General features: G+C 75.2%; 2 protein-coding genes. One reads left to right on the plus strand and one right to left on the minus strand.

Annotated features, from left to right (window positions below; genetic code table 11):
• The first annotated feature begins 56 nt into the window (after window positions 1–56).
• Complete coding sequence (locus ACZ4SF_RS14525) at window positions 57–2,840, plus strand: helix-turn-helix transcriptional regulator (protein ID WP_468383204.1); 2,784 nt, start codon at window positions 57–59, stop codon at window positions 2,838–2,840.
• Window positions 2,841–3,165: 325 nt separating this feature from the next.
• On the opposite strand, the gene ACZ4SF_RS14530 is transcribed toward ACZ4SF_RS14525, so the two are convergent.
• A complete protein-coding gene (locus tag ACZ4SF_RS14530) occupies window positions 3,166–13,797 on the minus strand; it encodes an SDR family NAD(P)-dependent oxidoreductase (protein ID WP_468383207.1) in 10,632 nt (3,543 codons plus the stop codon).
• Between the last annotated feature and the right edge of the window lie 112 nt (window positions 13,798–13,909).

Genomic DNA, 13,909 nt, shown 5'->3' on the forward strand with positions numbered 1-13,909 from the left:
CACGGGGGAAACGGGGCACGACCTCACTCGGAAAAAGATTCAAGGGGGGATCCACGATGCACCTTTTCGGCCGCACGAGAGAACTTCACACCCTGGGCGAGGCGTTCGCCGACAGCGCGCGGGGACACGGCCGGCTCGTGATCATCACGGGCGGACCCGGATCCGGGAAGACCCAGCTGGTACATGAATTCCTCACGACGCTGAACAACACCGGCGCACGCATACTGACCGGTACGGCCTGCCCGTCCGAAAGAAATCAGCCAATGAGCCTGGCGGGACAATTACTACGCAACGCGGATGCGGAGTTCACGGTCGTGCACCACGCCCCGCCCGTGATCACGCAGGCGAAGAACCGCCCCTCCGCGGAACCGGGGCACCATGCCGTCCACGCACCCACGGGTCACGACACGACCGATGCACTGCTGCGCCTCGCCCGCGACGAACGCCCCCTGGTCATCGCCGTGGACGACGCCCACGCCATGGACCGGGCCTCCCTGCGCACGATCGTCAACCTGCTGCGCCGGAGCCGCTCCCGGCGGCTGCTCGTCGTCTGCGCCACTTCGGGCCACCTCGGCGCGATGCGCTCGCCGGCGCACACCGAGCTGCTCCGCCAGCCGCACCGACGCGTACGCCTGGCCCCGCTGTCGGAGGCGAGCATCGGCGAACTGCTCGCAGCGCAGGCCGGACGGGCCCTGCCCGGCACCGTCCGCAGCGCCTACCACGGAGCCACCGCGGGCAGCCCCCTCCTGGTGCACGCCCTCCTGGACGACAGCACCCGCTTCGGGCCCGAGATAGGCAGCCCCGTCGCAGGCGCCGCCTACCGCCAGGCCGTGCTGTCGCTGCTGCACCGCGGCGAGGAGAGCCATGTCCGGGTGGCCCGGGCGCTGGCCGCGCTCGGCACCCTCGCGCAGAAGGTTCCTGTCGGAGAGCTGACCGGGACCACGCCGGCCGGCACCCAGGAGGCCGTCGACGTGCTCAACTCCTCGGGGCTGCTGGACGGCCGTGCCTTCCGGCACCCGACCGCCGCCGCGGCGGTCCTGGAGGACATGGACGCCGCCGCACGCGCCGAGCTGCACGGCCGGGCCGCCCACATGCTGTATCGTTCCGGCGCCCCCGCCGTCGAGGTGGCGCGGCACCTCCGTGCCGCGAACCTCGTCCCGGAGGGATGGGGCGCGGGGATCCTGCGCGCCGCCGCGGAGGAGGCGCTGGCGGCGGACGACGTGAAGCGCTGCACCGCCTATCTCGGCCTGGTCCTGCGCGACTGCGCCGACGAGCGCGAACGCCACGCCCTTTCGGTGGCGCTCGCCCGCGCGGAATGGCGCACCAACCCGGCGGCGGCCGCTCCGCACCTGGAGCCCCTGCGCACGTCCGCGCTGGCGGGCGAGCTGACCATGCGGGACACCGCCACCGTCCTGCGGTACATGCTGTGGCGGGGCGACACCGAACTGGCCGCCCAGGCCGTGGCCACGCTCGTCCGCGCACAGTCGACCGCCGACGCCCAGATCATCGCCGAGGTGGAGTTCGTCCGGCAGTGGTTCTACGGCGTCGCGCTCCCCGGCAGAAGTGCCCCGGTCGACGGCCGCGACCAGCGCCGCCGCCAGGCGCTCGCCGACACCTGCGGGCTGGCCGCCCGGGTGGCGGCACTCGTCGGTGGTGAGGCCACCGACGAGTCCGCCGCGGCCGTCGCCCAGGCACTCCAAGGGCACCGACTCGACCACCTCAACCTCGAGCTGGTCGCCATGTCGCTGCTGGCCATCGCCCACGCGGACCGGCCCGCGCTCGCCGCCGAGGCCTGTGACGCGCTGCTGGCATGCGCGGTGGAACGCCGGGCGACGACCTGGCAGGCCCTGCTCGGCAGCATCCGGGCGGAGATCGCCCTGCTCCAAGGAGACGTGACCAGCGCCGCGCAGGGTGCGCTCGACGCGCTCGGCATACTGCGCGCCCAGAGCTGGGGGGTGCTCATCGGCCTCCCGGTGTCGACGGCGCTCTCCGCGCTCACCGCCATGGGCTCCCATGCGGAGGCCGAGGAGCTGCTGAAGCACGATGTGCCCGAGCCGATGTTCCGTACCGTCTTCGGCATCCAGTATCTGCGTGCGCGCGGGCACCACTACCTCGCCACCGACCGGCCGTTCGCCGCGCTCAACGACTTCGAGGCGTGCGGGCGGCTGCTGCGGGAGGGCAACCCCAGCCTGCAGAAGGGCATTCCATGGCGGTCCGACCTGGCCCTGGCCAATCTGCGGATCGGCAAGGCCCGCACGGCCCGGGAGTGGGCCGAGGAGCAGCTGCGGCTGCCGGGCGGGCACAGTTCCCGGGCCCGGGCCATGGCGCTGCGCCTGCTGGCCGCCACCAGCAAGCCGCACCGCCGGGCCTCGCTGCTGCGCGAGTCGATCGACCTGCTCAAGGCGTGCGGGGACCGGTACGCGCTGGCCCAGGCGTACGCCGACCTGTCCGCCGCGCACTACGAGCTGGGCGAGTACGCCCGTGCCCGGCTGGTGGCGCGGCAGGCGGCACGGGAGGCCGAGGCCTGCCGCATCGAGTCGCCGGTCGACGCGCACCTGCTGGAGGACCCGGTACGACCCGACAGCTCCGAGCCGGAGGCGGGCCCCGCCATCCTGAGCGACGCGGAGTGCCGAGTCGCCGGGCTGGCCGCGCTCGGGTACACCAACCGTGAGATCAGCACCCGCCTGCACGTCACGATCAGCACGGTGGAGCAGCATCTCACCCGCGTCTACCGCAAGCTGAACGTGGCCAGCCGCTCCGAACTGCCCTCCAAGATGCTGGAGCACCGCATCCCGAAACTGTCGGACCGCTGGGCCAGCACCCACTCCTCCACGGGATGAGAGCACTCCCCTTCGTCGTGCACGGTCTGAGAGCGCTCCCGCGTGCCGGTCACGGCCGGAGAACGCCCCCGCTCGTCGCACACGATCCGCCCGATCGGACGACGCTGCGCTCCCGCCCGTGGCGCACGGTCCGACAGCGATCCAGCGCGCTGCGCACAGTCGGAGAGCGCCCCCGCTCGTCACGCACGATCCGCCCGATCGGACGACGCTCCCGCTCGTCGCGCACGGTCTGAGAGCGCTCCCGCCCCTCATCCGCGCGGCGGAGCGCGGCCCCACCGGTGGTGTCACCGGTGGGGCCGCGCTGCCTGCCGTGCGGCCCCAGGTGTCAGCTGAAGCTGCCGAGTTCGTCGTCCAGGATGCCGAACAGCTCGTCCGCGCTGGCGGTCTCCAGCCCCTCGCCGTCGGTGCGGCCGGCCCCGTTGTCCCGCCACTCGCCGGTACCGTCCCAGCGTGCACTGAGGGTGCGGAGCCGGGCGGCCACCCGGGCCCGCTGCTCCGCGTCCAGCGCGGCCGAGTCCAGCACGTCGCCCAGCACCGTCTCCAGGCGCACCACTTCGGCCTCGATGTCCACGACGTCGCCGGAGGTGTCCCCGCCGAGTTCCTCGAACAGGTGCCGGGCCAGGGCGTCGGCGGTCGGGTGGTCGAAGGTGAGCGTGGAGGACAGCCTCAGGCCGGTGTCGGCGCCGAGCCGGTTGCGCAGTTCCAGGGCGGCCAGCGAGTCCACGCCCAGGTCGCCCAGTGATCGCTGGGGGTCGACGGCGCTGCCGGAGCCGTGTCCGAGGACGTCGGCGACATGACCGCACACCGTTTCCACCAGCAGCCGCAGCGCGTCGGCGGAAGCCAGCCCGGCCAGCCGCCCGGGCAGTGACCCGGCGGGGGCCGGTGCGCCGGTGGTGGCCGCCTGGGCGGTGCGGCGTACGGCCGCCGGGGCGAGGCCCCGTACCAGGGCGGGGGCGTCCTCGGTGACCTGGACGCGGACCGGCAGCAGCAGGGCGCGGTCGGCGGCCGGGGTGCCGCCGGCGCTCAGCGCACGGTCGAACAGGGTCAGCGCCCGGTCGGCGGCCAGCGGCAGGATTCCGTCGCGGGCCAGTCGGCGCAGCTCGGTCTCGCCGAGCCCGGCCGCCATGCCCTCGCCGGTGTCCCACAGACCCCAGCCGAGCGAGAGGGCCGGGAGTCCCTCGGCCCGGCGCACCGCGGCGAGGGCGTCCAGGAAGGCGTTGGCCGCTGCGTAGTTGGCCTGGCCCGCGGCGCCCAGGGTGCCGGCGGCGGAGGAGAACAGGACGAACGCGGCGAGGCCGAGGTGGCGGGTCAGCTCGTGCAGATGCCAGGCGGCGTCGGCCTTGGGCCGCATCACCGCCTCCAGCCGCTGCGGCGTGAGGTCGGTGAGCAGCCCGTCGTCCAGGACGCCCGCGGCGTGCACCACGGCGGTCAGCGGGTGCTCGGCCGGCACGGAGGCCAGCAACGCGGCGAGCGCCGCCCGGTCCGTGACGTCGCAGGCGGCGACCGTCACGGTCGCGCCCAGGGCGGCCAGGTCGTCCAGGGCGGCGGGCTCGGGGAGGCGTCCGCCGCGGCCGGCCAGCAGCAGACGGCGTACGCCGTGCCGGGTGACCAGGTGCCGGGCGAGGAGCCGGCCGAGGCTGCCGGTGCCGCCGGTGACGAGGACGGTGCCGCCGGGGTCCAGGCCGGGCGACCCGTCCTGCTCCGCGTCGGTCGACCTGGCGAGTTCCGGCACGTACACAGTGCCTTCGCGCAGGGCGAGTTCGGGTGCGCCGGTGGCGACGGCTGCCGGCAGCACGGCGGCCGAGGCGGGGTCGTCGTCGGTGTCGACGAGCACGAACCGGCCGGGGTGCTCGACCGCCGCCGCCCGCACCATGCCCCAGATCACGGCCTGGGCGGGGTCGGGCGCGCCGTCGGTGTGCACGGCGACGGCGCTCCGGGTCAGCACTACCAGCGGCGCCGCGTCCGGTGCGCCGGCGAGGTGCCCGTGCAGTGCGGCGAGGGCCTGTACGGCGGTCCGGCGGGCCAGCACGGGCAGTTCACCGCCGGGGTCGCCGTCCGCGGTCACGGTGAGGGTCCGGGGCGCGGGCGCCGGGTCGTCCGCCGTGACCGGCAGCGCGGTCCAGCGCACCCGGAACAGGTCGCCGGGTGCGGGCGAGGCCGCGTCGAGCTGCTCGGCGGTCACCTGACGGATGCGCAGGGACGTCACCTCGGCCACGGGCGCCCCGGCGCCGTCGTACAGGCGCAGGGTCATGTGGTCGGTGCCGTGCGGGGTCAGGCGCAGCCGTACCGCCGTGGCGCCGGTCGCGTACAGGGTGACACCTTCCCAGGAGAAGGGCAGGGTCATCACGGCCGGGTCCTGGCCGTCGAGCAGGTCGATGGCGTGCAGCGTGGAGTCGAGCAGCGCGGGGTGCAGGCCGAAGCCGTCGGCCGCGTCGGCGTCGGGCAGGGCGAGTTCGGCGCAGACCTCCTCGCCGAGCCGCCACGCTCCGCGCAGGCAGCGGAACGACGGGCCGTAGTGGTAGCCCTGTCCGGCCAGATGGTCGTATGTGCCGGTGACGTCGACCGGTACGGCTCCGGCGGGGGGCCAGGCGGTCTCGGCGGACGGTTCGGGGGTGGTGCGCGGGGCGAGGACGCCGGTGGCGTGCCGGGTCCACTCGCCGTCCGTGCCCTCCGGGCGGGCGTGCACGGTCAGTTGCCGGCGGCCGTCGGAGTCGGGGGCCGCGGCGGCCACCTGGAGGTGGACGGCGCCGTGCTCGGGCAGGACGAGGGGGCGTTCCAGGGTGAGTTCGTCCACCTGCGGGCAGTGCGTGCGGTCGCCGGCCTGGACGGCCAGTTCCACGAAGGCACTGCCCGGGACGAGGACGACGCCCGCGACGGCGTGGTCGGCGAGCCACGGGTGAGTGGTCAGGGACAGGCGGCCGGTCAGGGCCACCCGGTCGTCGCCGGCCAGTTCCAGGGCTGCGCCGAGCATCGGGTGCCTCGCCGGAACCTGGCCGAGACCGCCCGCGTCGGTGGCGGCGCCGGGCTCGTCGGCCAGCCACAGCCGCTGTCGCTGGAAGGCGTAGGTCGGCAGGTCGGTGCGGCGGGCGCCGGTGCCGGCGAACACCCGCTGCCAGTCGACGGTCAGGCCGCGGACGTGAGCGGTGCCGAGCAGGGTCGCGAAGGCCTGCTCCTCGTCCCGGTCACGGCGCAGGGCCGGGACGAACGCCGCCTGTCCTGCGTCGGCGACGGCGTGTGCGCCCATGCCCGACAGGACGGCGTCGGGGCCGAGTTCGAGGAAGGTGCGCACTCCGTCAGCCTCCAGCGTGCGGACGGCGTCGCCGAAGCGGACGGCCTCGCGGACGTGCCGGACCCAGTACTCGGGGTCGCACAACCGGTCCTCGCCGGCGCGTTCTCCGGTCACGTCGGAGACGACGGGGATCGCGGGCGGTGCGTAGCGCAGTGCACGGGCGGTCTTCTCGAACTCCGCCAGCATGGGGTCCATCAGCGGGGAGTGGAAGGCGTGGCTGACCCGCAGCCGCTTGATACGGCGGCCGGCGAAGGCCCCGGCCACGGCTTCCACGGCGGCCTCGGTGCCGGAGACGACGACGGCGCGGGGGCCGTTGACGGCGGCGACGGACACCTCGGGGCCGAGGTGGGGCAGCACCTCGTCCTCGGTGGCGTCGAGGGCGAGCATCGCTCCGCCGGCGGGCAGCGCCTGCATCAGCCGGCCGCGCGCGGCGACCAGCCGGGCGGCGTCCGCCAGGTCCCACACGCCTGCGACGTGCGCGGCGGTGAGTTCGCCGATGGAGTGGCCGGCCAGCCAGTCCGGGCGGATGCCGTGGGACTCCAGCAGCCGGTACAGGGCGGTCTCGACGGCGAACAGGGCGCTCTGCGTGTAGAGGGTGTGGTCGAGCAGGCCGGCCTCCTCGCTGCCGGGCTCGGCCCACATCACGTCCTTCAGCGGACGGTCGAGGTGGGCGTCGAGCGCCTGGCAGGCCGTGTCGAGCGCCTGCCGGAAGACGGGGTGGGCGGCGTACAGACCGCGGCCCATGCCGGCGCGCTGGGCGCCCTGACCGGTGAAGAGGAAGGCGGACTTGCCGCCGGCGGGCCGGCCCCGGACCACGGTGTCGGCGGCGGATCCGTCGGCCAGTGCGGCGAGTCCCGTGAGGAGTTCGTCCCGGTCGCGGGCGACGACCGCGCCGCGGTGGGTGAGGGCGGCCCGGCCGGTGGCCAGGGAGAGGGCGAGGTCGGGCAGGGGCCGGTCGGCGACCGTCCGCAGCCGTGTGGCCTGGGCGGCCAGTGCCTCGGGGGTGGCACCGGAGAGCACGAGAGGCAGCACCGGGGCCGACGCCCATTCCACGGCCGGCCTTGATTCCACGGCTGGTGCCGGTCCCACGGCCGGTGCCGGTCCCACGGCCGGTGCGGGCGCCCCTGCGCGTGCGGAGGGGGCGGCTTCCCCGGCCGGTGCGGGGGCCTCGGCTGCTCCCGCTGCTCCGGCCGGTGCCTCCTCGATGATCGTGTGCACGTTGGTGCCGCTGATGCCGAAGGACGACACGCCGGCGCGGCGTGGGCGGTCCGTCGCCGGCCAGGCCTGCTCCTCCGTCAGCAGGCGCACGTTCCCGGCGTCCCAGTCGACCTTCGTGGACGGCGCGTCGACGTGCAGGGTCTTCGGCAGCACGCCGTTGCGCATCGCCATGACCATCTTGATGACGCCCGCGACACCGGCGGCGGCCTGCGTGTGCCCGATGTTGGACTTCACCGAGCCCAGCCACAACGGGGCTTCGTCGCGGCGGCCTTGGCCGTAGGTGGCCAGCAGCGCCTGTGCCTCGATCGGGTCGCCCAGTGTCGTGCCGGTGCCGTGCGCCTCCACCACGTCCACATCGGCGGCCGACAGCCGGGCCGCCGCCAGTGCCTGCCGGATCACCCGCTGCTGCGACGGACCGTTCGGCGCCGTGAGCCCGTTGGAGGCACCGTCCTGGTTCACCGCGGAGCCCCGCACCACGGCCAGCACCGGATGCCCGTTGCGCCGCGCGTCCGACAGCCGTTCCAGGACGAGCACTCCGGCACCCTCGGACAGGGCCGTGCCGTCGGCGGCGTCGGCGAAGGACTTGGCGTGGCCGTCGGCGGCGAGGTTGCGCTGCCTGCTGAAGTCCACGAACGTGTCGACGGTCGACATCACGGACACACCCCCGGCCAGCGCCAGGGTGCACTCGCCCTGCCGCAGCGCCTGCGCGGCCAGGTGCAGCGCCACCAGCGACGACGAGCAGGCCGTGTCGACGGTGAGCGTCGGGCCCTCCAGGCCGAGCGTGTAGGCGACCCGGCCGGAGGCCACGCTGCCGAGACTGCCGTTGCCCAGGTAGTCGCGCACGGACTCGGGGACGCGCTGCAACCGGCTGCCGTAGTCGTGGTACATGACGCCCGCGAAGACACCGGTGCGGCTGCCGCGCACGGAGTGCGGGTCGATGCCGGCCCGCTCCAGCGCCTCCCAGGACGTCTCCAGCAGCAGCCGCTGCTGCGGGTCCATGGCCAGGGCCTCGCGCGGGCCGATGCCGAAGAAGTCGGGGTCGAAGTCGGCGGCGTCGTAGAGGAATCCGCCGGCCCGGGTGGAGGAGTGGCCTGCCTTGCCGGGTTCCGGGTCGTACAGGCCGTCCAGGTCCCAGCCCCGGTCGGCGGGGAAGGCGCCGATGCCGTCACCGCCGTCGGCCAGCAGCCGCCACAGCTCTTCGGGTGTGGTGACGCCTCCGGGGTAGCGGCAGGCCATGGCGACGATGGCGACCGGCTCGTCCGGGCCCTGGACCGCGACTTCGGCGACGGCCTCGGCCTGCGCGCCGAAGAGTTCCGTCCTCAGGTGGGCCACGAGTGCGCCCGCGTCGGGGTGGTCGAAGACGAGGGTGGCGGGCAGGCGCAGGCCTACGGCGTTGCCGAGGCGGTTGCGCAGCTCCACCGCGGTCAGCGAGTCGAAGCCCACCTCGCGGAAGGAGCGGCGCGGATCGAGCGTCATGTCGCTGCCGTGGCCGAGCACGGCGGCGGCGTGCGTGCGGACCAGCTCCATGAGGGCCGCGTCGCGTTCGGCGGGACCGAGGGCGGCCAGCCGGCCGGCGAGCGACGAGGAGTCCGTGCGGGAGGCCGCGGTGCGGCGGGCGCGGGCCGGTACCAGGCCGCGCAGTACGGACGGGACATCGGTGGCGCGGCGGAGCACGGTCAGGTCCACGCCGACCGGGAGCAGCAGCGGCTCGTCGGCGGCGAGGGCGGCGTCGAGCAGGCGCAGGCCCTGGGCGGTGGTCAGGGGACGGATGCCGGCGCGCACCATGCGTGCCACGTCGGCGTCGGTGAGGTGGGCGGTCATGCCGGTGCGCTGTTCCCAGAAACCCCAGGCCAGGGAGTGGGCGGGCAGGCCGTGGTGCCTGCGGTGGGCGGCCAGGGCGTCGAGGAAGGCGTTGGCGGCGGCGTAGCCGGACTGTCCGGCGCCGTCGACCGTGCCGGCGGCGGAGGAGAACAGGACGAACGCGGCGAGGCCGAGGTCGCGGGTGAGTTCGTGCAGGTGCCGGGCGGCGTCGGCCTTGGGGCGCAGTACGGCGTCCAGGCGTTCGGGCGTCTGGTCGGTCACCAGCCCGTCGTCGAGCACGCCGGCGAGGTGGACGACCGCGGTCAGCGGCCGGTCGGACGGTGTCTCGGCGATGAGCCGGGCCAGTTGGTCGCGGTCGGCGGCGTCACAGCGGGCCACGACGATCTCCGCGTCCAGGCCGGTGAAGTCGTGGGCGGTGGTACCGCTGCGCCCGGCCAGCACCAGGCGGCGCACTCCGTGCCCGGCGACCAGGTGCCGGGCGACCAGGGAGCCGAGGACTCCGGTGCCGCCGGTGATCAGTACGGTGCCGTCCGGGTCGAGGACCGGTGGCCGGCCCGCCGGGGTGGTGCGGGCCAGCCGGGGCACGTGCACGGTGCCGTTGCGCAGGGCGAGCTGGGGCTCGTCGCTCGCCGCCGCGGCGGCCACCGCGGCAGCGGCGTCGTCGCCGTCGGCGTCCACGAGCACGAACCGCCCGGGATGCTCACCTTCCGCGGCCCGGACCAGGCCCCACACGGCGGCGCCCGCCAGGTCGGTGACGTCCTCCTCCCCCACGGCCACGGCGCCCCGGGTGAGCACCAGCAGCCGGGCGGAGGCGGTACGTTCGTCGGCCAGCCATGCCTGTACGGCGGCCAGGGACCGCCGGGTCGCCGGGCGCGGGTCGGGGCCGTCGCCGCCGGCCCGCAGCACCGCCCACGCGGGCACGGTGTCCAGCGCGGCCGGGCCCCGTTCGTCCAGGACGGCGTACCCGGGTGCGGGCGCCTCGGGCACGGGCAGCGCCGGCCAGTCCAGGCGGTACAGATCGTCCGTGCGGGCGCTCGCGGTGAGGGCGGCGGGGTCGACGGGCCGGGAGACCAGGGTCTCGACCTCGGCGACCGGGGCGCCGGTGGGGTCGGCCAGCTGGAGGGACAGCGTCTCGGAGCCGTGCAGCCGGACCCGCAGCGCGGTGGCTCCGGCCGCGTACAGCGAGACGCCGGTCCAGGCGAACGGCAGCCGGGCGGTGGCCGGTCCGCCGGAGCCGCCGGAGCCGCCGGTGCCGAGACCGTCGGCGTGCAGGGCGGCGTCGAGGAGGGCCGGGTGCAGGGCGAAGTTCCCTGCGTCCACGGGGAGTTCGACCTCGGCGAAGGTCTCGTCACCGCGCCGCCATACGGCGCGCAGCCCCTGGAACGCGGGCCCGTAGTCGTAGCCGAGGCCGGCCAGGTGGGCGTAGGCGTCGTCGGCCGGTACGGGTTCGGCGCCCTGGGGCGGCCAGGCCGCGAGGTCGACGGCGGGCGGTGTGATCTGCGGGGCGAGCAGGCCGGTGGCGTGCAGGGCCCAGGCGGGGTCGTCGGCGTCCTCGGGGCGGGAGTGGACGGTCAGTGCGCGGTGGCCGGTGTCGTCGGGGGCGGCCACCTGCAGTTGCAGCTGGACCGCCCCCCGGCCGGGGAGCAGCAGTGGTGCCTGGAGGGTGAGTTCGGCCAGGTGCCCGCAGCCGAGGTCGTGGCCGGCGCCGAGCGCCAGTTCCACGAGGGCGGTGCCGGGCAGCAGGGTGGTGCCGGACACGGCGTGGTCGGCGAGCCACGGTGCGGTGACGGTGGAGAGGCGGCCGGTGAACAGGGTGCCGCCCTCGGCGACCGGGACGGCGGCGCCCAGCAGCGGGTGACCGGTGGTCCGGAGCCCGGCGGCGGTGACGTCGCCGGCGGAGGCGGACCGGCCGAGCCAGTACCGCTCGCGCTGGAAGGCGTAGGTGGGCAGGTCGGCGGAGCGAACCGGCATGCCGTCGAACACGGCCGGCCAGTCGACCGGCACGCCGGCGACGAAAGCCTCGCCCAGGGCGGCCAGGACGCGCTCGGGGCCGCCGTTGTCCCGCTGCAGCGAGCCGAGGCCGGTGATGTCGGCGCCCGCGGCGTCGGCGGTCTCCTCGATGCTGTGCAGGAGCACGGGGTGCGGGCTGCACTCCACGAACACCCCGTACCCGGCGTCGAGCAGGGTGCGTGTGGTCGGCTCGAACAGCACGCTCTGCCGCAGGTTGGTGTACCAGTAGCCGCCGTCCAGGCCGGTGGTGTCGAGCCGGGCGCCGGTGACGGTGGAGTAGAACGGCACCTCGGCGGGCCGGGCCTGCACACCCGCCAGGTCGGTGAGGAGACGTTCCCGGATCGACTCGACGTGCGCGCTGTGCGAGGCGTAGTCGACCGGGACCCGTTTGGCGCGGTCGCCGCCGGCCACGATGGTCTCGCGGAGTTCGTCGAGGGCGTCGGCGTCTCCGGACAGCACCACGGAGGAGGTGCCGTTGACGGCGGCCACCGAGACCCGGCCGTCGTACGGGGCGAGGAGGTCGCGCACCCGGGCCTCGGGCAGGGCCACGGACATCATGCCGCCGCGGCCGGACAGTTCATGGGCGATGGCCTGGCTGCGCAGGGCCACGACGCGGGCGCCGTCGGCGAGGGAGAGTGCGCCGGCCACGCAGGCGGCGGCGATCTCGCCCTGCGAGTGGCCGATGACGGCCGCGGGCCGGACGCCGTGGGCGCGCCACACCTCGGCGAGCGACACCATGACCGCCCACAGCACGGGTTGGACGACGTCCACCCGCTCCAGCGGCTGCCGCGCCCGTACGGTCTCGATGAGGTCCCAGTCGGTGACGGGTGCGAGGGCCGTGGCGCAGTCGGCCATGCGCGAGGCGAACACGGGTGAGGCGTCGAGCAGTTCGGCGGCCATTCCGGTCCACTGGGAGCCCTGGCCGGGGAAGACGAAGACGATCCGGGACTCCCCCGCCGGCCTGCCGCGGACCACGTTCGGCGCGGCCCCGCCCTCGGCGAGCGCGGTCAGGCCCGCGGTGAGGGCGGGCAGGTCGGCGCCGGTGACGACCGCCCGCTCGTCCAGTGCGGCGCGCCCGGTGGCCAGGGTGTGGGCGACGTCGGGGACGGGGTCGGTACCGGTGGTGAGGTGGTGGAGGAGGAGGCGGGCCTGGGCGGCGAGACCCTGTTCGCCCTTGCCGGACAGCACCAGCGGCAGCGGCCCGGTCCAGGACGGCTCCTGCGCGCGGGGCTCGGCCTCGGGCGCGGCCTCGACGATGACGTGGGCGTTGGTGCCGCTGATGCCGAAGGAGGACACGGCGGCCCGGCGGGGCTCGCCGTCGACGGGCCAGGCGCGAGCCTCGCCGAGCAGTTCGACGGCGCCGGCGGCCCAGTCGACCTGGGAGGTCGGCCGCTCGGCGTGCAGGGTCCTGGGCAGCCGGCCGTGCCGCATGGCCATCACCATCTTGATGACGCCGGCGACACCGGCGGCGGCCTGCGTGTGCCCGATGTTGGACTTGACGGACCCGAGCCACAGCGGCTCCTCGCGGTCCTGGCCGTAGGTGGCCAGCAGTGCCTGCGCCTCGATCGGGTCGCCGAGCGGGGTACCGGTGCCGTGCGCTTCGACGGCGTGCACCTGGCGGGGTTCCAGGCGGGCGTCGGCGAGGGCCGCGCGGATGACACGTTGCTGGGAGGGGCCGTTGGGGGCGGTGAGCCCGTTGGAGGCGCCGTCCTGGTTGACGGCGGAGCCGCGCACCAGGGCCAGCACCTTGTGGCCGTTGCGCCGGGCGTCGCTGAGCCGCTCCAGCAGGAGCAGACCTGCGCCCTCGCCCCAGCCGGTGCCGTCGGCGCCCTCCGCGAAGGACTTGCAGCGGCCGTCCGCGGCGAGGCCCCGCTGGCGGGAGAAGTCGATGAAGGTGTCGGGCGTCGACATCACGGTCACACCGCCGGCGAGGGCGAGGCCGCACTCGCCGGTGCGCAGCGCCTGCACGGCGAGGTGGAGGGCGACGAGCGAGGAGGAGCAGGCGGTGTCGACGGTGACGGCCGGCCCCTCCAGGCCGAGGATGTAGGACACGCGCCCGGAGGCGACGCTGCCCAGGTTGCCGTTGCCGAGGTAGCCCTCGACGCCCTCCGGTACGTCGGTGAGCCAGCTGCCGTAGTCGTGGTACATCAGGCCCGCGTAGATGCCGGTGCGGCTGCCCTTGAGGGTGTGCGGGTCGATGCCGGCGCGTTCGAACGCCTCCCAGGCGGTCTCCAGCAGCAGCCGCTGCTGCGGGTCCATGGCGAGGGCCTCGCGGGGGCTGATGCCGAAGAAACCGGGGTCGAACTGCGGTGCGTCGTAGAGGAACCCGCCCTCGCGGACGTGCGTCTTGCCGGGGGCGTCGGGGTCGGGGTCGTGGATGGCCTCGACGTCCCAGCCGCGGTCCCCGGGGAAGTCGCCCACGGCGTCCGTGCCGGAGTCGACCAGCTGCCACAGCTGTTCGGGAGTGCTGACGCCGCCGGGGTAGCGGCAGCTCATCGCGACGATCGCCACGGGTTCGAGGGCCGCCTCGGTGATCCGTTCGTTCTGCCGGCGCAGCCGCTCGTTCTCGAGCAATGACTCGCGCAGCGCCTCGACGATCTGCTCGACGGATGTGTCCACGGTCGGTGTCGCTCCCTGCTGGCTCGGCGGCGCTGGTGAGGCGGTGGAGGGTGCGCCGGAAACAGTGGCCCGGTGCCGGACGCGGCGCGTCGTCCGGCACCCGGGAGAGGAT

It is taken from the genome of Streptomyces sp. NPDC027663 (assembly GCF_055566415.1).